Origin of the sequence: Leifsonia sp. AG29 (genome assembly GCF_009765225.1) — a bacterium.
Classification (GTDB): Bacteria; Actinomycetota; Actinomycetes; order Actinomycetales; family Microbacteriaceae; genus Leifsonia.
On the sequence record NZ_VMSF01000002.1, the window covers coordinates 1 to 23,048 of the forward strand.

At 63.4% G+C, this 23,048-nt stretch carries 17 protein-coding genes, 1 tRNA gene, 3 pseudogenes and 1 other annotated feature; of the genes and pseudogenes, 6 read left to right on the forward strand and 15 right to left on the reverse strand.

Annotated elements, in window-relative coordinates:
- The 5 genes and pseudogenes from FPT20_RS17590 to FPT20_RS17610 form a co-directional block, all read right to left on the reverse strand.
- Positions 1 to 138 (reverse strand): annotated as a pseudogene (locus FPT20_RS17590) (L-rhamnose isomerase); the annotation flags it as partial.
- A gap of 40 nt (positions 139 to 178) precedes the next feature.
- On the reverse strand, positions 179 to 2,446 hold the full coding sequence (locus FPT20_RS17595) for an alpha-L-rhamnosidase (protein WP_233265672.1): 2,268 nt from the start codon (positions 2,444 to 2,446) through the stop codon (positions 179 to 181).
- Between the two features lie 105 nt (positions 2,447 to 2,551).
- Entirely contained in the window at positions 2,552 to 3,421 is an 870-nt protein-coding gene (locus tag FPT20_RS17600; protein ID WP_158868398.1) for a carbohydrate ABC transporter permease, read from the reverse strand.
- Positions 3,418 to 4,380, reverse strand: coding sequence for a carbohydrate ABC transporter permease (locus FPT20_RS17605; protein ID WP_233265673.1), 963 nt, complete (start codon positions 4,378 to 4,380; stop codon positions 3,418 to 3,420). The genes FPT20_RS17600 and FPT20_RS17605 overlap by 4 nt, the downstream gene beginning before the upstream one ends.
- A 61-nt stretch (positions 4,381 to 4,441) precedes the next feature.
- Entirely contained in the window at positions 4,442 to 5,698 is a 1,257-nt protein-coding gene (locus FPT20_RS17610; RefSeq protein ID WP_158868400.1) for an ABC transporter substrate-binding protein, read from the reverse strand.
- 337 nt (positions 5,699 to 6,035) lie between these two features.
- Between FPT20_RS17610 and FPT20_RS17615 the strand changes: the two genes are divergently transcribed.
- Positions 6,036 to 7,034, forward strand: a complete 999-nt coding sequence (locus FPT20_RS17615) for a LacI family DNA-binding transcriptional regulator (RefSeq protein WP_158868402.1) — start codon at positions 6,036 to 6,038, stop codon at positions 7,032 to 7,034.
- Positions 7,035 to 7,466: 432 nt separating this feature from the next.
- On the opposite strand, the gene FPT20_RS17620 is transcribed toward FPT20_RS17615, so the two are convergent.
- The 3 genes from FPT20_RS17620 to FPT20_RS17630 all read right to left on the reverse strand — a co-directional run bounded on the left by FPT20_RS17620 (position 7,467) and on the right by FPT20_RS17630 (position 12,610).
- Complete coding sequence (locus FPT20_RS17620; protein ID WP_158868404.1) at positions 7,467 to 9,545, reverse strand: glycoside hydrolase family 36 protein; 2,079 nt, start codon at positions 9,543 to 9,545, stop codon at positions 7,467 to 7,469.
- Positions 9,546 to 9,757: 212 nt separating this feature from the next.
- Entirely contained in the window at positions 9,758 to 11,620 is a 1,863-nt protein-coding gene (locus tag FPT20_RS17625; protein WP_158868406.1) for a hypothetical protein, read from the reverse strand.
- Positions 11,621 to 12,319: 699 nt separating this feature from the next.
- Positions 12,320 to 12,610 (reverse strand): integrase core domain-containing protein, encoded by a 291-nt coding sequence (locus tag FPT20_RS17630; RefSeq protein ID WP_158868408.1) that lies wholly within the window; start codon positions 12,608 to 12,610, stop codon positions 12,320 to 12,322.
- Positions 12,611 to 12,653: 43 nt separating this feature from the next.
- Between FPT20_RS17630 and FPT20_RS17635 the strand changes: the two genes are divergently transcribed.
- From FPT20_RS17635 to FPT20_RS17650, 4 genes and pseudogenes are all read left to right on the forward strand, one after another.
- A complete protein-coding gene (locus FPT20_RS17635; protein WP_267902733.1) occupies positions 12,654 to 12,980 on the forward strand; it encodes a transposase in 327 nt (108 codons plus the stop codon).
- Positions 12,941 to 13,054: a sequence feature (AL1L pseudoknot), on the forward strand. (Overlaps the previous gene by 40 nt.)
- Positions 12,980 to 13,729 (forward strand): IS3 family transposase, encoded by a 750-nt coding sequence (locus FPT20_RS17640; RefSeq protein ID WP_158868412.1) that lies wholly within the window; start codon positions 12,980 to 12,982, stop codon positions 13,727 to 13,729. Its footprint overlaps the feature before it by 75 nt. The genes FPT20_RS17635 and FPT20_RS17640 overlap by 1 nt, the downstream gene beginning before the upstream one ends.
- 200 nt (positions 13,730 to 13,929) lie before the next feature.
- On the forward strand, positions 13,930 to 15,000 hold the full coding sequence (locus tag FPT20_RS17645; RefSeq protein WP_158868414.1) for an IS110 family transposase: 1,071 nt from the start codon (positions 13,930 to 13,932) through the stop codon (positions 14,998 to 15,000).
- 16 nt (positions 15,001 to 15,016) lie between these two features.
- A pseudogene (locus FPT20_RS17650) lies at positions 15,017 to 15,256 on the forward strand (integrase core domain-containing protein); the annotation flags it as partial.
- A gap of 13 nt (positions 15,257 to 15,269) precedes the next feature.
- Here the strand turns inward: FPT20_RS17650 and FPT20_RS17655 are convergent.
- The 7 genes and pseudogenes from FPT20_RS17655 to pheA all read right to left on the reverse strand — a co-directional run.
- A pseudogene (locus FPT20_RS17655) lies at positions 15,270 to 15,506 on the reverse strand (leucine zipper domain-containing protein); the annotation flags it as partial.
- Positions 15,507 to 15,714: 208 nt separating this feature from the next.
- Positions 15,715 to 15,799 (reverse strand) — tRNA-Ser (locus FPT20_RS17660).
- Between the two features lie 216 nt (positions 15,800 to 16,015).
- Positions 16,016 to 17,326: an LCP family protein gene (locus FPT20_RS17665; protein WP_158868416.1), complete on the reverse strand. Its 1,311-nt coding sequence runs from the start codon at positions 17,324 to 17,326 to the stop codon at positions 16,016 to 16,018.
- Between the two features lie 175 nt (positions 17,327 to 17,501).
- Entirely contained in the window at positions 17,502 to 18,356 is an 855-nt protein-coding gene (locus tag FPT20_RS17670) for an HAD family hydrolase (protein WP_158868418.1), read from the reverse strand.
- Positions 18,353 to 19,618: a serine--tRNA ligase gene (gene serS, locus FPT20_RS17675; protein ID WP_158868420.1), complete on the reverse strand. Its 1,266-nt coding sequence runs from the start codon at positions 19,616 to 19,618 to the stop codon at positions 18,353 to 18,355. Before serS ends, FPT20_RS17670 begins: the two co-directional genes overlap by 4 nt.
- A gap of 83 nt (positions 19,619 to 19,701) precedes the next feature.
- A complete protein-coding gene (locus tag FPT20_RS17680) occupies positions 19,702 to 20,316 on the reverse strand; it encodes a hypothetical protein (RefSeq protein ID WP_158868422.1) in 615 nt (204 codons plus the stop codon).
- 45 nt (positions 20,317 to 20,361) lie between these two features.
- Entirely contained in the window at positions 20,362 to 21,360 is a 999-nt protein-coding gene (gene pheA / locus FPT20_RS17685) for a prephenate dehydratase (RefSeq protein WP_158868424.1), read from the reverse strand.
- A gap of 66 nt (positions 21,361 to 21,426) precedes the next feature.
- On the opposite strand from pheA, the gene pgm reads away from it, so the two are divergent.
- Positions 21,427 to 23,046, forward strand: a complete 1,620-nt coding sequence (gene pgm, locus FPT20_RS17690; RefSeq protein WP_158868426.1) for a phosphoglucomutase (alpha-D-glucose-1,6-bisphosphate-dependent) — start codon at positions 21,427 to 21,429, stop codon at positions 23,044 to 23,046.
- Positions 23,047 to 23,048 lie beyond the last annotated feature (2 nt).

The window sequence follows — 23,048 nt, forward strand, 5'->3', positions numbered from 1 at the left end:
GACCTTCTCGAACGGGTCGCGCGCGGTGCCGGGGGTGCCGAACACGCGGAAGCGCGTGCCCGAGTTGCCGAACGCCCAACTGGGCAGCTCGATCGCCTGCCGCGCCAACCGGTCGCGGATGTTGTCGGCGAGAGTCATGAATTCGCTTTCTTTAGAGCGGTGGAACGGTGGGAGGTTGTCAGACGCCGGCGGCGACGACGGCGGGCAGGTCGGCGGTCGCCGTGACCTGGCCCGCGCCGATGGCCCGCTCCGTGCCGTCGGGGAGCCGCAGGATGCCGTCGACGCCCTCGGGCAGCTCTGCGTCGACGGTGAACGAGCCGTCCTCGACGCGCCAGCTGACGGATACGCGGCCATGCGGCGTCTCGAGCGAGGTCGCCGCTTCGGTCAGTCCGCCGCCGGGCTGCGGGGCGATTAGCACACGGGCGTACCCCGGGGCCAGCGGCGCCAGGCCGCCGACGACCCGGTGCATCCAGTCGGCCACCGCGCCGAGCGCGTAGTGGTTGAAGCTGGTCATCTCGCCCGGGTTGATGGTGCCGTCCGGGCGCATGGAGTCCCAGCGCTCCCAGACCGTGGTCGCGCCCATGGTCACCGGATAAAGCCACGACGGACACTCGGTCTGCAGCAGAAGTCGGTAAGCATGATCCAGGTAGCCGCTTCGAGTGAGAGCATCCAGGACAAAAGGGGTGCCAGCGAATCCTGTCGAAATTACGAAGCCCTCTTCCTCCACTAGATGCGCAAGACGTGCAGCGCATTCTGCAGAGTCGGCAGGTGAAACAAGATCAAATTCGATCGCGAGCGAATACACAGTCACGCAGTCGCTGAGAATTGTGCCGGCATTCACATAGTGTCGATTGAAAGCTTCACGCAAATTCGCCGCAAACTTGCCGAACTCGGCTGCGTCAGATTCACGGCCTAGGAGTTCCGCAACCTTCGTCACGATGGTTGCCGAGCGGTAAGCGCAGGCGGTTGCCACAACCCCGGAGTCAGCTTTTCCGGCGCCTGGATCGTCCGGGGGCGCATCGGGGTCCAGCCAGTCACCGAATTGAAATCCTGTGTCCCACACACCACCCGGCGACAACAGCGTTGCCACCTTGCGCAGATGGGCCACCATTGAGTCGAACTGTTCGACCAGGACGCTGCGGTCGCCGTAAGCCTGGTAGATCGCCCAGGGAACCCAAACCGCTGAGTCGCTCCATAGCGCTGCCGTTTCCTGCGATGGCAGGTTTCCTCCCGATCCGACGAGCTTCATAACGTCGGGTACCACATAAGGAACTACTCCGTCGTGATGATCTTGTTCCAGCGAGAGATCTCTCAACCAATCGCGGAGGAACAACTCGCTATCAAAGAGGTAGCACGCCGTCGGGGCAAACACCGCAATATCGCCGGTCCAACCCAACCGTTCATCTCGTTGGGGGCAATCAGTAGGGATGCTGACGAAATTGCCCCTCGTGCCCCAGACGATGTTCTTGTGAAGCTGATTCAGCAACTCGCTCGAACTTTCGAAACGACCGATTCGACGCAAGTCAGAACCTAGGGCTATGGCCGTGAGATCCTCTAATTTAAGCTCGCAAGGCCATCCAGAAACCTCGGCGTATCGAAAGCCGTGGAAGGTGAAGGTTGGTTCGAATGTGTCCTTTCGACCACTCAGAATATAGCGGTCGGTAGCGAGCGCGCTTCGAAGCGGCCTCGTTTCTAGTTCACTATTCTCGATCACTTCGGCATGACGGATTGTCACGACGGTGCCGGCGGGACCCTCGATCGTCACACGGATCCATCCAACGAGGTTCTGACCAAAGTCCACCAGCGTCTTGCCAGACGCGGAGCGCCATGAGCTTTTTGCTTTGACTTCTTGCTGAGGCCGCACGGCGGGGGCAAAGGCTGCTTGAAGCGTGTTGTAGTCGAAGTCGACGAAGTGGACTCCTACCCAGTCCGCGTCGTCGAACTCGGTGTTTAGCCAGTCCGCACGGCGACGGGCATCAATGGTTTGGCCATCGTAGAGGTCGTTCATCAGTGTGGCGCTTGGTCCCGCTTTCCAAGTCTCGTCCGTACACACCAGCTGAGTTGCGCCGTCTTCGAACTCGATTCGAAGTTCTGCCATGGCAGCAAGCTCGTCACCGTACACGTGAGAGCGACCAGTCCAGCCGAGCCGCCCACGGAACCATCCATTTCCCAACGCAAGACCTACAACCGATTGTTCTGTCAGTAAGTTCGCAACGTCATACACTTCGTACCGTGTACGCCACTCGTAGCTGGACCATCCAGGAGTTAGCAGGTCAGTTGACACGCGCTTGCCATTGAGCCACGGTTCAATTAGACCTTGGGCGGACAACATCAGGTGCGCGGCAGTTATGCCGCCATGACCCGACGTAACGGTGAACTTCTTGCGCAGAAGGGGTGCGCCCGAGAATTCATGATCGGAGGCGATCATCTTCGCAGTCCACTGCATAGCTAGTTTTCCTTACTATTTCCGGGTACCTGCGCCGTCGCCCGCCAAGGGCCCCGGCGGGAGCAGGGTTGATAACTTAACGCCGATGGGTCGCGCGGGCTGGCGCTACTTGAGGGCCCCGCCGAGCAGACCGCCGACAATTCTTCGTTGTGCGATTACGAACAGCACAAGGAGTGGAAGACTCACCAGCAGGACCTGGGTAAAGATCAGATTCCAGTTGAGCGTGTACTGAGTAGCGCTCGCAAAGTTGTACAAGCCCAGCGGCATAGTCTGCTGAGAAGGATCCGACAGCAAGAAGAACGGCGTGAGGAAGTCGTTCCAAATCAATAGTGCCGAGATCACTGCCGTCGTCAGAAGTACCGGCCTGAGTGACGGAAGTACGATCGACCAGTAGACGCGGAGGGTGCTCGCTCCATCGACTCGAGCGGCCTCTTCTATCTCAATGGGGATGGACTTGACGAATCCCGTCATGACGAACACGGCCAGACTCAGCTGCGTGCCGAGATAGAACAGGATGAGAGCCGGTCGACCCGACAGACCAAGACTGCTCATCACTCGAAGGGTTGCCACGATGGCCGGCGGCAGCAAAATACCGCTAATCGCTACAAAATACACAGCGCCGACCGTCCGGGTGCGCCCTCGAGCGAACACCCAAGCTGCCATAGATCCAAAAAAGAGTATGAGAGCGATCGAAGGAACCGTAATCAATACACTGTTGACGAAGCCCGTGATCGTGTTGCCTTCTTGAATCACGGTGGCGATGTTGTCGAATAGAGCGAACCGTGATGGCAAGGACGCGCTGACGGAGGTGGCCTCTCCGGTCGGTTTAGAGGCGTTAACGAGTAGCAAGCTGAGCGGGGCAAGCACAACGACGGCAGCTGTAAACCAGAGGGCTGTTACCCGGGCGACTGAGACAACTTTGACGGGTGGGAGTCCGATCCGCCGAACGGTGCTAGGACGGCTATAGGTGCTCATGCTTCGATCTCCCGACGACGCAAGTATGTGATCAGCGGCAGGGCTATACAAACCACCGTTAGAAACAGGACCAGAGACATCGCGGTGGACACTCCGAAAGCTCCCGAACCGAACTGTTGGAATACGAACATGTTGAAAACCTGCGTTGTCGTGCCGGGGCCGCCGCCAGTCGTGGCGAGAATGACGTCGAAAGCGTTCAATGACCCGATGAGGGTCAGCGTGATGTTGACGGTTACAGCGGGAGCAAGCAGACGCCATTTGATGTACCAGAAGGACTGCACACGAGAGGCGCCATCAAGTCTGGCTGCCTCGTCGAGCTCTTCCGGTATTGCTGCCAAACCGGCGATGTAGATCAGCATCGTCAAACCGAAGTATTTCCATGAGTGCACGAGTGCAACGACGATGATCGTCCATGTCTCGGATTGAAGAAACGGAATATGAACAGGGTGTCCAGCCAGGGCCGTCAAGAAATGGTTCAGGGGACCGTCATAGCCCAAGATGCCTTTGAACAAATACCCGGTTGCCAGCGGAGATACGAGAACCGGCACAAAGAACACGGCCCTCAGCACTCCGTTATTCCTGGTGGTTCGTTGAAGACCGAGTGCAAGTAGCAGACCGAGGGCGTTCTGGATTATGGCCACTAACGACGCAAAGACGAGAGTGACCCGCAGGCTATTGAGCAGGGTCCCGTCATTCCACAGTCCAGCGAAGTTGTCTAGTCCAACCCACTTGACATCATCAGAATACGAATTCCAATTTGTGAGACTGAGGACGAAATTTAGGACATTAGGAAGTAGGAAAAAGACCGTGAACAGCGACAGAGGCGCGGCCAGCAAAGCAATTTGCTCCCGTCCGGTCAAGCGGCCCAGGCGAGCTCTACGACGTCCGGCTCTTCGCTTGTAGTTCGACCGCTCCGGATCGTTTCGCGGAGTCGCTGTTCTTTCATCGAGTTTGCTCACGTGAGCGTCACTTTCTCTGAATCGAGCGGGAGAGTGATTGCGCACTCTCCCGCTCGACTGTTCAACCCTGCAGCTTGCGCAGCTTGTCGAATGCGTCCTGATACTGACTAGCGAACTCCTGCGCCGTCAGGGATCCCGTCACCAAGGCCAGTGACAAGTCGGCGCGGTTGGATGGGCCGTAAGCGAGCTGGGTGTCCAAGCTGGGCAGGCTTTTGCCGCCAGCAAAAAGCGACGCCGCTTCCTTGAGGAGCGGGTTCACCTTTTCGGGATCAGGAACCCCCTTCATGATCGAAGGGCTGCCGAGCGCGGCATTGAGCGTCTTGTACCCTTGCCCGACCGTGATGTAGTCGACGAATTTGCGGGAGGCCGCCTCACGGGCACTGTCACCGGTTTTGGGGAGCTGCACTGATGCCACATTCCCTGACTGATACTGCACTGCCTCTGAAGTGGACGGCCAGGGGAAGAAGCCAATATCTGAGGTGTCGGTGAATGTGCCCGCCATCCAGGACGCCATCGGGTACATCGCCACGCTGCCCGCCTGAAGCTGCGCCGGCATTGCCGCGTACTGAGCAGACTTGTAATCCGGGTTTACCCACCCCTTGCTCACCCAGCCAGGGGCGACGCTGAAAGCATCGATCCATTTCGCATCGGTGAACTTCTCGGAGCCGTTGTTGATCTTCTTGACATCTCCGGCGTGAACAAGGTCGGTACTAGCTTCCATGAACGGGATTTGAGTACTCCAGTTGTCGCCGCCGGTCACGCCGAACGGAACTACCCCCTTTGCCTTCAGTGTGGCTGCGGCTGAGTCCAGATCGGCCACCGTTTTTGGGATGGCGATGTTGTTATCGGAGAAGACCTTCTTGTTGTAATAGATCCCGAAAACGGAAGGGAAGTCATATGTCGCGGTGTAGTGAACGCCGTCCATAGTTCCTGCGTCAGCCAACCCGAACTTGGTTTGCTGGACGAACTTCATGTCTCCGAGGTCCTGGAGATTTTTCTTGGCATTGAGGTTTGCGAGAGATGAAGGCGCAGGCTGGTAAAACAGGATATCGGGACGCTGCCCAGCTGCCCACTTCGTCTGCAAATTCTGTTCAAACGAGTCTGGAATCGTGACCACGTTCACGGAGATTCCGGTCGACTTCTTGAAGCCCTCCAATACTGACTTCATCGCGGAAGGGGTTGACTGGGCTTCCCATAGCGTCAGCGATTTGACTTCTGCGGTACTTCCATTTTCGGCTGCCGAGCATCCTGCTAGGCCTGCCGCCAGAATGCCGAGACCTCCCAGAACTGCGGCAGCACGAACAAATTTGAATCGCACGGGTACTCCTCTTTGAATACTGATCCGGCGGCCTCTGCTAGGTGCAATGGTTACTGTGGACGCCGGCCCCTCAGGGCGAGGTTGGCAGCACTCTACACAAGCGAGTTATTCGATTCAATAGTAGAACGGGATTCACTCGGAGGACTCTTGAGTAAGCAAACACGGGCGTACGGGCCGAATGATGCGTATCACAGCGTCGCTGATCTCGAATGTAAACTTTAACCGTTACAACGCGGGCATATGCTTCTGCGTGTGGGAGTTACCCAAACGCTCCGGTCCAACTGCTATCGAAGTGCTCTAGGGTGAGTCAGAGGGAGAACCTGTGCGTACAGTTCGTATGAGGGACGTAGCAGAACACGCGGGCGTGTCTACGGCTAGCGTGTCGAACTTTCTAAATAACCCCGGCCGCCTAACGGAAGCGACCAGAACCAGAATTGACAAATCAATTCAGGAGCTCGGCTGGGTTCCGAACTCGGCGGCGCGACAGCTGCGAGTCGGAACGAATTCGACGGTTGGCTACGTGACCTTCGAACTCACTAATGCGCACTCGGTCGAGATAGCCAATGGGATCGAACGCACCCTTGCGGCGCACGGTATGTATCTCCTCATCGCCAACGATAATGGTTCCTCAGAGCGAGAATGCGATTACCTCAAGATGTTCGAGATGCAGCGGGTTCGGGGCCTAATTGTAGGACCGATCGGCGATATCGACGAGCAGCTCGAACAGATGCGTCGGAGAGGTACCCCCAGCGTGTTAAGTGGGCGGCAATCGTCTAACCCCAACCAGCCTTACGTCTCGATCGATGATGTTCTGGGCGGTGAGCTCGCTGTGAGGCATTTGCTCGAGACTGGAAAACGACGAATCGCTTTCATTGGGTCGTCGCTTGACCTTCGTCAAGTTGGGGACAGAATGCGGGGGGCGCTTCGCGCCGTACAGACGGTGCCCGGCGCGTCCTTGCAGTTCATCAGTGCAGCTGAACGAACCGTCCAAAACGGTAGGCAAGCAGCATCTGAATTGTTGTCTCGCCCCAAAGATACTTGGCCAGACGGCATCTTCTGCGCAAACGACCTGCTTGCTATAGGGGTGCTCCAACACATCGCACTCGACTCGAGCGTGCGTGTACCTCACGATATTGCAGTCGTCGGGTATGACGACATCGAGTTTGCCGCCTCAAACCTCATACCTCTCACATCTATTCGCATTCCGCACGAGCAGCTAGGCAAGGCGGTCGCAGACATTTTGCTCAACGAGCTCGCCGACACGCCCATCGCGGATGGGGTTCGTCAGATTGAAACGCAACCTGAGCTAATCGTTCGCGAGTCCTCCCGCGCATAGACGCTTGCCTAGACGACCCGTTGTTCAGGAGCCTATCGCCCGTCCAAACCGACGTGCTCAACCCGCATCAGTCGCCTGTCTGCCCAGCCGCTGGCCCACGGACCCAAGGATAATGTCGCGACGGGGCACCCGAGGGCGCCCCAAGGAAGACTGGAACCGGGCGCGCCGGCGCGGCCAGCAGGTGGGCGAAGGGTAAAAACGTCCTCTCGCACTGAGCCACATTTCAGCTGCTGCCGTCGCACTACCACCAGGTACGACGGGATTTCTCGACTCCAGTCCACACAGTCGTGCCTCGCGGACCTCACCGGAGCTCTCAACCCCTCGCGATTCCATTCATGGTTGCGCCAGTGCGCCTCCGGCTCAGCTTACCTGCCAATGGGCAGAGCGCTCACGGCAGCTCGTCCCGGTCCGGTTTCCGCAGGGATACAACTTCTACGCCATCTCCCCGTGTACGACAAAGGTGCGCGCGTCCAATCCGGCCGGAATCGAGACACCCACAGAGCGCCCAGTAGGCAGAATATTGAGCTGCCATGGATGCAGCGAGGTGGGAAAAATCGGCTCGATCGAGTGAAGGCTTCCCGACACATCGATGTCTAGCACCAGCGATGTTGGCCGCTCAGATCTATTCCAAACAGTGACGAAGTGGTCGCCGCCGTCTCGCAAGCCGAGGACGATAACGTCGTCGCTCCAACCAGCTAATCCGAGCGGCCAGAACGGCTTCGCCCGTGCCAATTGATCGCGCACACCCTTGTATGCCTTGACCGCGGACTGTACGGCAGCGAAAGCCGGCGCGTGCAATTGATCTAGAAACCCTGAGAAGAAGAAGTTCCCCAGCATGGAGGTGCAGAGGCTGAATGTCAATTCCTGCGGACTGTCCTCTTTAGTTGGCACTGCCCAATTGCCGGCCGCCTCAGGAGGCATCATCATGGGTGCCGCGCAAGCAATAGGTGGATACAGCGCCGCAATCTGCTGATCGCTTGTTGACTGTAGATCTGTGCGCTGGATGAGCACGAAATCTTCCCGCATACCTCCTGATGCGCAATTCTCGAGGATGAGAGTGGGGTGTCTAAGCCGCAGGCGATCGAGCCATGCCGCCTGCGCGTTTGCGCTCTCCTGCAGTGCGGCCCCAAGGCTAGCGCTTCCTGGCGAGCCCCCATTGCTCGGGTCTACGTTGTCATCAAATTTGAAGTAGCCAATATTGAGGTCCGCGATGAGTGCGTCGATGGTCGCATCGAGGTAGTCGGAAACTTTGGGATTGGAGTAATTCAGGCAGTATCTCCCGTGCTCGACGACTGGCTCACCGTTTCGGCATAGCACAGCGTCTATCCCCAGAGCGCGGATGACCTCACTTCGGACGCCGAGAACCCCTGGTTCCATCCAAATTCCCGGCACCATGCCAAGCTCTTCAATGTATCGAGTGATGGCTTCTAGCCCTCTCGGGAATCGAACGAGAGATGGCTTCCAGGCGCCGACGGTATCCCACCAGCCGTCTCCATCCGAGTACCAACCGGCGTCGATGCAAAAAACCTCGGCGCCGGCTTCGGCGGCTGACGCGATCAGCGGTAAGAGCTTCTCCTCCGATGGGTCCGCCATCAATGTGTTCAAGTAGTCGTTGTACACGACCTTTGGTGTGCGTAGAACGCCGTGCTGTGCGCGAACGCGTCGACGGTAGGAGGTCATCGCTGCGGACGCCTCGAAGAAGGAGTTCCCAAATGAGATCGACGCCCGTACAGTCTCGAACTCATCTCCTGGGGCGAGCCGATAGTATGCCGAGTGATTCTCGTCAGTAGGTCCGGCGAGGACCGCAAAGGCCCCGGCGGAGTCCTCGCCTATGTCCCAGCGCCACGGTCCGTTGTTCTCGATCTGCCACATTCGAGCTCTCTTGCTTGACTCAATAACGGCGACGGGAAGGCTCGCCGAAGTAGACCAAGGTCCATAGCCGGCGCGGGTTATCGTGGCGTGACTCGCCGCAACGCGGTGCTCCGCGATCCCAACCTGCGGCAGTCCCGCGTCTCTGAGCGGCACCGTCTTCCATCTTCCCTCGGAGAGCCACGAGTTCTCGCCTGCGGTCAGTTTGAGCTCCTCTATGGTCTCATCTGCATGGACGAGACCAAACGCAAGCGACGAGGCCGACAGGACTGTCACCTCCCTGAATCCTTCACGAACCTCGACTTTGACCCATCCAACCATCGCAGACTCGTTTGGGTAGGTGAGCAGATTCAGAGTCGCGACTACTCCAAACTCGGCGTCTTCCGTGACCACCCTCAGTCGAGACCATCCGTCTATCACATCTGCCACGTGATCGACGTAGCGGAGTTGCGCGCCGACTACCGTTCGCGAGAGTGAGCGGCCCCAGGATCGGCCCGCGGATGCGATGCTGATTTCGATAGCCGGCTGTTCTGAAAGTAGCGGAGGATCGCCCGGTAGCCCCAAGCGCACGAACTTCATCGGGCTCGTCGGAGTGGTGGTCAGCTCGACACTCAGTTGATCGTGGCCCCAGACAAGCGTCACTGAGCGCCTCCAAGAAACGTGGATTGCTCAACGAGTTGGGGTGTCAGGGTACGCAGTCGCGTTGTTCCCTTTGAAGAGCTACCGTGCGTGATTTTCGGGTGACGTGACATATCTTCTTTCTGACGTGGGTGATCGTGCGGGATTAGTGGTGCACTAGGGGCCATTCGCAAAGCCCCTCGCACTCGACCGCGAATTAGGCCTCACCAATGTGACTACGGAAGGGTGACATTGATATATTTGACTCCGGTTGCATTGCCGGCATAGAACAACACGAACGACTTTCCCGTGTCGAAAGGGTTGCCGGTGGTGGCGGTGTTTGCTGGGGTGACGTAATAGCCGTACCCAAGATCGCTTTGTGCGGTGCCCGGAATGAACGGATTGGGCAATACAGGGACGGACGAAGACCACGTGACCAGATCCGTGCTGAAACTCACTTGCGGGATCGCAAGCGCGGCCGACTGTCGCGCTAGCGAATTGTTGTACGTGAACATCATGTACTTGCCGAGATAAGAGTTATAGCTGACGTGCGGCTGGAATCCGCCCTCAAAAAGCGGAGTCTCCTTACCTGCATTGGCGGACTCGGTCCAGCCACCGTTGTAGTACTTGGTCCATGTTCCCGGAACCTTCGCGCTTGAGAGCGGTGCGCGTGCCACATAGACTGCTCCGCCACCAGCCTGCGCGGAGCTGCTCACCATCGGGCTGTGCGCGATGCCGTAGTACATGTAGAGGTACGAGGAAGTTGCGTAAAGGCTGAAGTCTCCAGCACCGAGTTCAGCGGCTACGTCGGACGGCTGTCCTACGCCGAGCCCGGCGTCGGGGACGTATGCGTTGGTCCAGCTCTTCTTCTCGGCAGTAAGCACCCAGCTGTCAAAGGACCAGCTCTGCCCTTGATTAGTGGATGTAGCGAGACCTACGTGGCGAAAGTCTGGTTCGCTTTCGCCCGGGCCGGTGGTTGTGTAGCCCGTGCCTCCAGCTCCCCAGCCCGTTTCGTTGTGGAAGTAGAGGTAGAACTTTCCGTTGTTGTCGATCCAAAGCCCCATGGGCCAGATCGAGCCCCGCGACCTGGGTCCGTCTGGGTAAGTAACGCTATTGAAGGCTGTTCCCGCGGCGCCCAGCTGGAAATTCAGCGTCGGTTCGTACTGGTACGTCATGTTTGTCGATGTGGCGCCCTTCCAAACGGAAAGCTTGTAACGCGTGGTGCCTGTCTGCAGGCTGGTCTGCCCCATCACGGACCACAGGTTGCCGGCGCTATCGCGGGCCATAGCTTGGCCTCCGTCTTGATAGACAGTGTTCACGGCCTGATATGGGGTGTCGTATGACTGGTTGCTCGCGGTCCACCCCGCACCAACCATGGAGGAATCTTGCGCGTATGAATAGGTCACAATCGGGTTCCAGTTCGTGCGGTCGTTAGAATTCGTTGAACCCGCGCTAACGATGAACCGGAGCACGTCCCCGCGAGACACCCAGGCTCGGACGTCATGGCTCTTGCCGGTCGTATCTCCGGCGCTAATAGTCTGACGCCAAAGTATGAGGTGGTTCGGGTTTGAGGAGTACGCCTCGGTGATAGCTGCCGTTACGCCATCCCCACCGGTGCCGGCCATTGCGGCTGTTCCGGTGATTGCAACCATTCCGTCGTCGGGGGCTGTCCAGCTTCGGGCCACAGCGGAGGAGGCTCCAGGGTTCACCCAAGAAGAACCGACGAGAGCCTGCGGATCCGTCCCTTTCCAGCGCGTATTGGCTGCGTCGTAGGTCATTGGGGACCAAGAGGAGACTGTCTCGAAGGAACCATTTCCAGCCTCATAGCCCCACTGATACCAACCCTGATTGCTGGAGAAACCGGTAGACGCGAGCCAAGTATCTCCTGGTGCTGCGTAAACGTAAGTGAGTTTAGGGTCCCAGTTCGTGGTGTCAAACGAATTCGTGGTCCCCGGATCAACAACGAACCTGATAACGTCGCCTGCCTGGACTCTGACGCGCAGATCATAACCTCGGCCCACCGTGTCGCCGGCGGATAGGGTCTGCTTCCACAAGTTGGTCGTCGCGCTTCCTGACTTCACCGTGATGGCGGCGGTCACGCCGTCCCCGCCAGTGCCAGCCATTGCGGCTGTCCCGGTGAGTTCTACCGAACCATCGGTTGGAGCTGTCCAGCTACGCGAGACCGCGATCGAGGAGCCCGGGTGCTCCCAGTTCAACCCGATGAGAGCCAGCGGGTCCGTCCCGCTCCACCGACTATCTGCGCTGTCATAGGACATAGCGGACCATGAGGTCGCGGTGGCGAGTGGCCCGTTAGCTGTCTCGTACCTCCACTGGAAATATCCCTGGGTGCTCGAGAATCCTGAGGACGCCTGCCACGTATCACCCGGAGTGGCCGATGCGGGCAGAGCGCCGACAGCGATGATGGCCGCGATGCTCGCGAAAACGCCGACCGCGCGTGCCGCTGACTTTTTCACCGATCTCCCTTGATCAGAACAACCTAATTTGAGGCGGCGGGCGTGAAGATGCTCGGCGTCTAGGCGAAAGACTAGGACAGATTTTGCATCGGTTCAATAGAACGCATCGCCCAGCTTGCGTTACTTTAGACTGAATTGAAGCCTGTTTCGAACTCCGAAGGTTTAGCTCAAAGGGAAAGGATTTATCGATTAACCGTGATCCGGAGCTAGGTCCCGAGGGACAAGGGTCGACCCTGTGTCGGATCCGTACTGCTCGGTCGCTACAGGGGTAGCGAGGATCGCACCATTTGAGGAGCCATGATTTTTTGCGCTATCACTGGGGGACTAGATGTAGTTCCCCGTGAGGTTGTGAACGCGGGCTGCGGGTGTTGAGCCGCCGATGCCGGTGTGGGGTTGGTGGTGATTGTAGTGATGGAGCCATCGGTCGTAGTCGGCCGCTCGGGCTTCGTCGCTGCTGTAGGCGCGGGCGTAGGCCCATTCGGTTGCCTGGGTGCGGTTGAACCGCTCGACTTTGCCGTTGGTCTGTGGCCGGTAGGGGCGGGTGAAGCGGTACCGGATCGGGCCGAGTGCGGCGGCGAAGTCGCGTGAGCGGTAGCAGGCGCCGTTGTCGGTCATGTTGCGCCCCGGGTCTGGTGGAGGCTCCTGACATCCCGAAAGGATGAGGGGTACGCCGAAGTTGAGGAAGTATCCGCCTGAGTTGAAGGAGCGGGCTGTGCGGCTGGTTCTGGCCGCACGTGATGAAGATGGTGGCCGTCGTGGCGCGTGCACGCGGGTCGGGCAGCAGCTCGGGATCCCGTCGGACACGCTTCGCGGGTGGGTCCAGCGGGCCGAGGTCGATGGCGGCTTGCGGCCGGGCCGCTCCAGCGACGACGCGGAACACATTGCGAACCTTGAACGCGAGGTCCGCGAGTTGCGTCGGGCGAACGCGATTCTTCGCAGCGCGTCGGCTTTCTTCGCGGCGGAGCTCGACCGCCCACACAGCTGATGGTTGATTACATCGACGCGCACAAGGATGAGTTCGGGGTCGAGCCGATCTGCGAGGAACTGCCGATCGCCCCGTCGACGTATTACGCCGCGAAGACCGCGCCGCCGTCCGCGCGGGCGCTCAGCGATGAGCGCGCGTTGACTCAGATCCGCCGGGTCCATGCAGAGAATCTCGGCGTCTACGGGGCCCGGAAGGTGCACGCTCAGCTGCGCCGCGAAGGGCACACGCTCGCACGGTGCACCGTCGAACGGCTGATGCGTCGCGATGGGCTGCGCGGTGTCACTCGAGCTCGCGGCCCGCGCACGAAGATCGCGGGTGACCCTGCCGCGCTGCCCCTGGATCTGGTTGAGCGCGCCTTCACCGCAACACGCCCCGACCAGCTCTGGGTCGCGGACATCACTTACATCCGCACCTTCGCCGGCTGGGTCTACGCGGCGTTCGTGACCGACGTGTTCTCTCGACGCGTGGTGGGCTGGCAACTCTCCACCAACCTGCGCACCGATCTCGCTCTCGACGCCTTGGAAATGGGTATCTGGACGCGGGAACACGACGGCCACGACACCACCGGGCTCACCCATCACAGCGACCGAGGAGTCCAATATCGAGCGATCCGCTACACCGAACGTCTCGCCGAAGCCGGCGCGGTCGCCTCGGTCGCCTCGGTCGGCTCCCGCGGCGACTGCTACGACTGTCAGTCTGTTTCTACCGGATCCCGCGAGGATCGGGTAGTCCTGGCCGGCGCGGTCTGACCCGTGCTTATGACTGACCCAGATGGTGTCTTGGCGTTGATCTGTCGACCGCCCGGCCGGGCATGCAAGAACCGCTGCCGCCGGACGGGCGTGACCTAATAGGAGCCTGGAGCAGACTTTTGAGAGCGTCCCCGTGACAGTCCTGTCCACCCGCCGGCGACAGCGTGACATCAACGCTAACCGGCAGGAGACAGCACGCTATGACAGCCCTCGAAACGGCCCGCTCCGGGCACGTCGTTATCGGCATCGACACACATAAGCACATTCACGTCGCCGCCGTGATGGACACCATCGGAGGGATCCTCGCAACGCTGACGATCACGACCGACCAGGCGGGATTCAAACAGGTGCTGGAATGGGGTGCGTCGTTCGGAAAGATCCTCGCGCTCGGCATCGAGGGGACCGGCTCCTATGGGGCAACCTTGACATCGTTCCTGCGCCGCCACGGACACAAGGTCGTCGAGGCGGGACGACCCGACAGGCGGTCCCGACGAGTGAACGGCAAATCGGACACCCTCGATGCGGAGAACGCCGCCCGATCCGTTCTGGCCGGGTTCGCGACCGCGACACCGAAGACCGCGGACGGGACGGTTGAAATGATCCGTCAGCTCAAGATCGCCCATGATTCCGCGGTCACGGAGCGCTCCGCGACGATGGTCACGATCAAAGCAATGCTCGTCCACGGAGCCGATGAGCTGCGCCGGGAAACCAGCCGCAAGTCCCAGATCATGCTCGCCCGCCATCTCGCTGCGCTACGCCCGCGAGCGTTAGACACCCCCGACGACGCGCTGCGACACTCGCTGCGCTCCCTCGCTCGCCGCTGGCAGAACCTGGACGCCGAAGCAAAGGAACTCACCGCGATGATCGAGCAGCTCGTCACCAACACCGCCCCGCAACTGGTCGAGCAATTCGGCATCGGCATCGACACCGCAGCCGAGATCCTCATCGTCGCCGGCGACAATCCCGAACGCATCCGATCCGAGTCAGCATTCGCGAAACTCGCCGGCATCAGCCCCGTCCCAACAGGCTCAGGCATGACCAGCGGCAGGCATCGCATCAACCACGGCGGACACCGCCAACTCAACGCCGCCATCTATCGCACGGTGATCGTCCGAATGCGGTTCCACGAGCCGACAATCGCCTACGTCGCTCGCCGCACCGCCGAGGGCAAGAGCAAACGCGAGATCATCCGGTGCCTCAAGCGCTACGTCATCCGCGAGGTCTATCACCTCGTCAAAGCCAACCCGACGACCGGCGAAATCGGAAGTTGACAACTATAGGAGCGTCAACGCCCTCGCCGAGGCGTTCAACTCGCTCTTCAAAGCCGAACTCGTCCGCCACCGCGGCCCTTGGAGATCGATCGAGGACCTCGAGTTCGCCGTCGCCGAATACATCGACTGGTTCAACCACCGACGCTTGCACTCAGCGATCGGGATGATCCCGCCCGTCGAACACGAACAGCAGCACTACGATTCACACCGAACCCCCGATCGCAACAGCGAACGGGTCACCGCGAGCCTCCGATAAACCCGGGGCGCAACAACGCGACAATCCGATGCTCCAACCGCCTCGAGCACCGGTTCGGCGAGGACCGTGGCCGAGAAGACGGATCCGTCATCGACAAGCCTGAGCGAGCACGATCGACCCAGCGTTTCGCCGTGGCCGGCGAGCACTGGAACCGCTCCGCCGCCCGCCGCAGCGACCAGCCGCTCTCCAACACGAGCTCGACCAGGCGTCGGCGCCCCTCCGGCGTCAAGGGTGCATTAGCGTGAGTCACGAAGACCTCCGTTGGTGACTGTGAGTGTGGTAACCCACATCCTCCACGGAGGTCTTCGCCTACCTCAGCTGTTCACAACGTGTCGAGGAACTACACCTAAGTGCTCGGACTCGTTTGTTGTCAGTTTGTTGTCAAATCGTCTCGAACCAGAGGTTCGGCTGGGGGTGGATCCCGGCAAACAACTGGGATCGCGCCCCCTGATTCACTGCGGAGGGCGTGGGATTCGAACCCACGAGACATTTCTGTCCACCAGTTTTCAAGACTGGCTCCATCGGCCGCTCGGACAGCCCTCCCGGCGCCGGAGAACCGGCGTCGCCCGATTCTAGCGAACGGGGCCGACTCGTACGCGGACACCTCGGCGGGACGACCTCGGTCGCCGATTTATCCACAGCCGCCAGCAGGTCTCGGGCGATGAGCCGTCACTAATGGCCCCCTCAGGCCGCGAAATCGGGCGCGAAGGGGCCATTGGTGACGTCTCACGCGCCGGCCCCCGCGCCGCGCGGGCGGCTCTACTCCGAGAACGGCTTCGAGCAGGTGTACTGCGCCGCGGTCTGACCGTGAACGTCCGACGGCAGCTGCACCGTCCCGTCCGCCGCAGTCGCCCCGGAGCCTGACCCGGAACCGTCGGCGGAACCCGACCCCGTCCCCGGCGTCGCCGGCGCAGCCGACCCCGACGGCGCAGCCGGCGCCGGCGTCGCCGCCCCCGCCCCACCGGGCGCATTCGGGTCCGCCTCCGAGCCGATGCCCGTGTCACCGGTCAGCGACACCGGCCGGTCGTTCTTCAGCGCCGTGATGAGCGTGTCCGCCGCGTCGACCGTCGGCGCGACGCCTCCGTCGACGTAGTGGTTCGGATACTGCACGAACACGACCTTCGACACGTCGATGTTCTTGAGCGCCATGGCCATGGAGGCGATGGTGGTCGGGTTGTTGAGGCTCTCGGAGAGCGTGATGTTGCTCGTCGCGGCCTTGGCGAGGGCGTACACCTTCACCGGGTTCGCGAGGGTGTCCGCGCTCTTGATGGTGCGCACCAGCGAGGAGAGGAAGACCTGCTGGTTGCTGATGCGGCCGAGGTCGGAGCCGTCGCCCACCCCGTGGCGGGTGCGGAGGAAGGCGAGCGCCTCGGCGCCCTGCAGCGTCTGCTGGCCGGCCTTCACGTTCAGCCCGGTGTACGGGTCGTTGATGTTGCCCGCGACGCAGACCGGGACGCCGCCGACCGCGTTCGACATCTCGATCACGCCGTCGAACTCGATGACCCCCGCGTACGGGATGTCCAGCCCGGTCAGCTTCTCGACCGTCAGCACCGTGCAGGCGAGCCCGCCGTAACTGAGCGAGTTGTTGATCTTCTGCCTGCTCATCGCGTCGAAGCTGCCGCCCTTGGGGTCGGGGCAGGACGGGATGGCGACGAACATGTCGCGCGGGAAGCTGATGACGGTCGCGTTCTTGTGGTCGGCGGAGACGTGCAGCAGCATCGTGACGTCGTTGAGCGCCTCCCCGCGGGTGCCGTAGGCCGGGTTGCCGTCACCGGAGTCCGAGCCGGCGAGCAGCACGTTGAAGGCGCCGTCCATCGCGCCGACGCCGGGCGTCACCTCCTGGCCCTTGCTGTCCACGAGCTTGACGGACTTCTTGAAACTCGTGGCCACGTCGACGGCGGCGTACGCGCCGAGGCCGATCCCGCTGACCCCGATGACGGCCACGAGCGCCGCGACCACGGCCAGGACCGTCTTGAACGGGTGGTGGCGCTTGAGTCGTCCGTGCCGGATGGAGGGTCCGGCCGACTTCTCCTGGGCTCGCGCCTGGGCGCGGGTCGGGGTGTCGCTCATTCACTCCCTTTCGACGGGGCGGCATCGGCGGGCGGGCAGGCGCTATCGCGCTGTGACGCCGGCCGCTGCCCGTGGGGAGGACGATGACCGACGACGAAGGCGCGCGCCTGTGGGAGAGCGCACACCTCGAATCAGGATGCCACGGGAGACTGGCAGAAATCTGGACGGGGTGCCCTCACAGCGTGTCGAGGAGGTGTGCGACCCCGTCCTCGACGACGGCGCCGGTGACCCGGGAGGCGACCGCCTTGACCTCGTCGGGCGCCTGTCCCATCGCGACGCTCAGCCCCTCCTGACCGGCCCACTGCAGCAGCTCGATGTCGTTCCGGCCGTCCCCGACGGCGACGACGTTGCTGCGGGGGATGTCGAGCGCGTGCCGGACCCGCTCCATGGCGGTCGCCTTGTTGACGCCGTCGGGCGAGATGTCCAGCCACGCCGTCCAGCCGATCGAGTAGCTGACCCGCTGCAGGCCCATCCGCTCCACGATCGAGAGGAACTCCTCCTCGTCGTGCTGCGGCGAGACGACGACGACGCGCGTGGCGGGGCGCTCGAGGAGCTCCTCGAACGGCACCTCGGCGGCGTTGACGAGCTCCCAGTCGGTCATGCCCGCCGTGTAGTGCCGGAAGCCCGTCGGCCCCTCGACCATGAAGCTGCCGGTCGGGAGGTGCCCGCGGATCGTGCGCAGCACCTCCGCGGGGTCGAACACCTCGATGAACTCGCGCCGGTACCCGTCCGGCTGAGACTCGTCGCGCTGCATGGTCAGCGCGCCGTTGGCGCAGACGACGAACTCGCTCGTGAGCCCGAACCGCTCGTGGATGGGTCGAGCCGTCTCCCAGCTGCGACCCGTCGCGAGCATGACCTCGTGGCCGGCGTCGCGCACCCGCGCGACCGCATCGCGTACCGCATCGCCGACCGTCTCGTCCTCGTGGATGAGCGTGCCGTCCACGTCGAGTGCGATGAGGAGGCGCCCGTCGGCACCCCCGGGACGCCGCCCCGGGAGGGATTCGGCCGCGACCTGCGCCTCCTGCGTCACGGGGCGACCGGCTCCAGCACCTCGAGGCCGCCGAGGTACGGGCGGAGCGGCTCCGGCACGACGACCGAGCCGTCCGCTCGCTGGTGCGTCTCGAGGATGGCCACGAGCCACCGGTCGGTCGCCAGCGTTCCGTTGAGCGTCGCGACCGGCGCCGTCTTGCCGCTCTCGGTGCGGTAGCGGATCTCCAGTCGGCGCGCCTGGAAGGTGGTGCAGTTGGAGGTGGAGGTCAGCTCGCGATAGCGGCCCTGGGTCGGGATCCACGCCTCCACGTCGTACTTGCGGGCCGCGCTCGAGCCGAGGTCGCCGGCGGCGGTGTCGATGACGCGGTAGCTGAGGCCGAGCGCCTGCATCATCTCCTCCTGCCAGCCGAGGAGCCGGGCGTGCTCCGCTTCCGCCTCCGAGGGGAGGGTGTAGACGAACATCTCGAGCTTGTTGAACTGGTGCACGCGGATGATGCCGCGGGTGTCCTTGCCGGCCGACCCGGCCTCGCGCCGGTAGCAGGTCGACCACCCGGCGTAGCGGAGGGGCTGCGCCACGTCGATGATCTCGTCGGCGTGGTATCCGGCGAGCGCCACCTCGCTCGTGCCCGTGAGGTACAGGTCGTCGGCGGCGAGGTGGTAGACCTCGTCGGCGTGCGCGCCGAGGAAGCCGGTGCCCTGCATGATCTCGGGCTTCACCAGGGTCGGCGTGATCATCGGCACGAACCCGTTGGCGACGGCCTTGTCGAGCGCCATGTTCATCAGCGCGATCTCGAGCCGGGCGCCGACGCCGCGGAGGAACGAGAACCGCGCGCCGGAGACCTTGGCCCCGCGCGCCATGTCGATGGCGCCGAGGAGCTCGCCGAGTTCGAGGTGGTCGCGCGCCTCGAAGTCGAACGCGGGGATCCCGCCCACCGTCTTGAGCACGACGTAGTCGTCCTCGCCGCCGGCGGGCACGCCCTCGACGATGGGGTTGCCGATGCTCCGGAGCACGCGGTCGAACCGGGCCTCGGCGTCGTTCGCGGCGGCCTGCGCCTCCTTGACCCGGCCGGCGAGCTGCTGCGCCTGGGCGACGAGCTCCTTCTTCTGCTCCTTGGGCGCCGCCGCGACGGTCTTGCCGAAGGCGTTCTGCTCGGCCCGGAGCTCCTCGAAGGCGGTGATCGCGGCGCGGCGCTCGATGTCGGCCTGGATCGCCTCGTCGACGAGCTGCACGGAGTCGCCGCGCGCCTCCTGGGAGCGCCGGACGACGTCAGGGTTCTCACGGAGCAGGACGGGATCGATCACCGTCCCAGCTTATCGACCGGCGGGGAGGCGGGATGGGCGCAGCGGGTGAACGCCCGGCGTCGGCGCGGGAACGCCCCGGAGCGTCACCCTTCGCCGCCGCCCTCGGCCTCCGCGGGCGCGGCCTCGGGCCTGCGCCCGGCCACGGCGGTGAGGAAGAGCAGCCCGACGATCGTCACGAGCCCCACCGTGATGAGCGGCCCGGCGAGCATCCACCCGAGCTGCGCGAAGACGAGCGATCCGACGTCCGAGTTCGGCGTCGGGCCCGCATAGGAGACGGTGACCGACACGCAGTAGAGCACGATGCCCACGACCACGAAGCCGGCGCCCACGATCCACAGGGCGAGCATTACCGGGTTGCGGCGCGGCGACAGCTCGATCCGGTCCAGCAGCCCCGGGGCCGCGACGACGACGGCCGGAGCGGGCTCCCTCTCCGGCTCGATGGCGCGGGCGGGCTCGGCCGCCACCTCGGGCAACGACGCGATCGCCATCGACGGGCTCTCCGCGGCGTCGAGCTCGTCGTCGCCGAGGCCCCAAGCCGGCCGGGAGGGGCGGGGCGGCTGATCGTCGAGCGGGAGCGGCCTCCTCCGTGTGCGCGGCGACTCCCCGGGCAGAGCCCGGTAGCCGCGCTGGAACGCCGGGTCGTAGCGCGGGTCGAACCCCTCGGCGCGGCCGGAGGCCTGCTCGTCGTCTGCGACCATGCGTCCTCCCGAAGGGACCGTTCCTCCGGGCCCTTTCTGCGCAGCCTACCCCTGAGCGGGCGCGGCCGGACCGGTCTCTTCGGTGAGCGACGCCAGCCATTCGCGCGCCTCGGTGAAGACCTCGTCGCGGTAGCGCGGGTCGAACTGGATCCGCTCGCGATCGGCGCGCGGGTACGACCCGAGGAAGATGACCGACGGACTGAAGCGCCGGAGACCGAGCAGCGCGTCCGCCACCCGCTCGTCGCCGATGTGACCGTCCGCGTCGATGACGAACCGGTACCGGCCGAGCGCGTCGCCGATCGGCCGCGACTCGATGAGGCTCAGGTTGATGCCGCGCGTCGAGAACTGCTCGAGCAGTTCGAGCAGACCGCCGGGGCGGTCGTCGGGCAGCTCGGCGATGAGGCTCGTCTTGTCGGCGCCGGTCGGCGGCGGCACGGCCCGCGAGGTGCTCACCAGCACGAACCGGGTGACCGCGTTCGGGTTGTCGCCGATCTCGTCGGCCAGCACCTCCACATCGAGCCGGTCGACGATGCCGGGAGGCGCGATCGCGGCGTCCGCGGTGCTGCCCTCGAACAGGGAGGCGGCGGCCGCGACATTGCTCGAGGCAGGGAGGTGCGCATGGCCGGGCAGCGCGCGGTCGAGCCACTGGTGGCACTGCGCGTACGCGACCGGGTGCGCGTTGACGGTGCGGACGTCGGCGAGCGCCGTCCCGGGGCGGCCGACGAGCACGAACCGGACGGGGACGAGGTACTCGCCGATGATCCGCAGGCCGGGGATGGTGGCGAGGGCGTCCTGCGCGACCGAGACGCCGCCGTCGATCGAGTTCTCGATCGCGATCATCGCGGCGACGCTGCGGCCGGCGACGACATCGGCCAGCGCCTCCCCGACGTTGTTGACGGCGCGCCACTTCTTGCCGCGGGCCTCGGGGACCTGCGCGAGGGCCGCCTCCGTGAACGTGCCGGACGGCCCGAGGAAGCTGTACACCTCGTCGACGGAGGCGGGCAGCTCAGCGGTCGGTTCGGCGGGGCCGGGGGCGTCGGACATGGCGTTCAGCTTAGCGACGCGAGCCGCCCCTCCCCCGTCGCCGGACCTCGTGGAAGAGTAGTGCTCATGACCGATCGAGCAGGCACCCCCGCGCAGCCCTCCGACCTCATCGACGTCGACGCCCTCCGGCGCGCGTACTACGAGTTGAAGCCCGACGTCTCGATCCCCGAGCAGCGGGTCGTGTTCGGCACCTCGGGCCACCGCGGCTCGTCGCTGAACACCGCCTTCAACGAGGACCACATCGCGGCGACGACGCAGGCGATCGTCGAGTACCGCAACTCGCAGGGCATCACCGGGCCGCTCTTCATCGGTGCGGACACGCACCTGCTCAGCGACTTCGCCACGACGACCGCCCTCGCCGTGCTCGTCGGCAACGACGTCCGCGTGCTCGTCGACGAGTTCGACGACTACGTGCCGACCCCGGCGGTCTCGCACGCGATCATCAGATACAACCGCGAAGGCCATGACGACCGCGCCGACGGCATCGTCGTGACGCCGAGCCACAACCCGCCCTCCGACGGGGGTTTCAAATACAACCCGCCGCACGGCGGCCCGGCCGACACCGATGCCACGAAGTGGATCGCGGACCGCGCCAACGAGATCATCGCGAACGGCATGCGGGAGGTGCGCCAGGCCGAGCCGAGCGGCGTCGAGACGTACGACTTCCGCGGCGCCTACGTGGCCGATCTCGAGAACATCATCGACGTCAAGGCGATCCGCGACAGCGGCATCACCATCGGCGCCGACCCGCTCGGCGGTGCGAGCGTGCACTACTGGCAGCTCATCGCGGAGCACTACGGCCTCGACCTCACGGTCGTGAACCCGGAGGTGGACCCCACCTGGAGCTTCATGACGCTCGACTGGGACGGGAAGATCCGGATGGATCCGTCGAGCCCTTCGGCGATGGCGTCCGTGGTGGCGCGCAGCGGCGACTACGACATCCTCACCGGCAACGACGCCGACGCCGACCGGCACGGCATCGTCACGCCCGACGGCGGCCTCATGAACCCGAACCACTACCTGGCCGTCGCGATCGACTACCTGTTCCGCACGCGCACGGGGTGGCGGAAGGACGCCGCGGTCGGCAAGACCCTCGTGTCGTCCTCGATCATCGACCGTGTCGCCGAGTCGCTGGGCCGGCGCCTGTGGGAGGTCCCGGTCGGCTTCAAGTGGTTCGTCCCGGGCCTCATCGACGGGACCGTCGGGTTCGGCGGCGAGGAGAGCGCGGGCGCGAGCTTCCTGCGGTTCGACGGCACCGCGTGGACGACCGACAAGGACGGCATCCTGCTGGCCCTCCTCGCGAGCGAGATCCGGGCGGTGACCGGCAAGTCGCCCTCCGAGCTGTACCGCGAGCTGACCGAGCGCTTCGGTGACCCCGTGTACCAGCGCGTGGACGCTCCCGCGACGCCTGACCAGAAGGCGGCTCTCAGCAAGCTCGACGGCGACGCCATCACCGCGACCGAGCTAGCCGGCGAGCCGATCACCGCCAAGCTGAGTCGCGCGCCGGGCAACGACGCCGCGCTCGGCGGGGTCAAGGTCCAGACCGCCCGCGCCTGGTTCGCCGCGCGGCCGTCCGGCACGGAGGACGTCTACAAGATCTACGCCGAGTCGTTCGACGGGGAGGACAACCTGCGCGAGGTCCAGGAGGAGGCGAAGCGGATCGTCGGCGACGCCCTCGGCGCCTAGCT

What these genes read in the sequence shown, in the direction of transcription:
- FPT20_RS17595 (WP_233265672.1), bottom strand. Translation starts at nt 2,446, where the DNA reads ATGCAGTGGACTGCGAAGATGATCGCCTCCGATCATGAATTCTCGGGC.
- FPT20_RS17600 (WP_158868398.1), bottom strand. Translation starts at nt 3,421, where the DNA reads ATGAGCACCTATAGCCGTCCTAGCACCGTTCGGCGGATCGGACTCCCA.
- FPT20_RS17615 (WP_158868402.1), top strand. Translation starts at nt 6,036, where the DNA reads ATGAGGGACGTAGCAGAACACGCGGGCGTGTCTACGGCTAGCGTGTCG.
- FPT20_RS17630 (WP_158868408.1), bottom strand. Translation starts at nt 12,610, where the DNA reads ATGACCGACAACGGCGCCTGCTACCGCTCACGCGACTTCGCCGCCGCA.
- FPT20_RS17635 (WP_267902733.1), top strand. Translation starts at nt 12,654, where the DNA reads ATGAGGGGTACGCCGAAGTTGAGGAAGTATCCGCCTGAGTTGAAGGAG.
- FPT20_RS17640 (WP_158868412.1), top strand. Translation starts at nt 12,980, where the DNA reads ATGGTTGATTACATCGACGCGCACAAGGATGAGTTCGGGGTCGAGCCG.
- FPT20_RS17645 (WP_158868414.1), top strand. Translation starts at nt 13,930, where the DNA reads ATGACAGCCCTCGAAACGGCCCGCTCCGGGCACGTCGTTATCGGCATC.
- FPT20_RS17665 (WP_158868416.1), bottom strand. Translation starts at nt 17,326, where the DNA reads ATGAGCGACACCCCGACCCGCGCCCAGGCGCGAGCCCAGGAGAAGTCG.
- FPT20_RS17680 (WP_158868422.1), bottom strand. Translation starts at nt 20,316, where the DNA reads ATGGTCGCAGACGACGAGCAGGCCTCCGGCCGCGCCGAGGGGTTCGAC.
- pheA (WP_158868424.1), bottom strand. Translation starts at nt 21,360, where the DNA reads ATGTCCGACGCCCCCGGCCCCGCCGAACCGACCGCTGAGCTGCCCGCC.
- pgm (WP_158868426.1), top strand. Translation starts at nt 21,427, where the DNA reads ATGACCGATCGAGCAGGCACCCCCGCGCAGCCCTCCGACCTCATCGAC.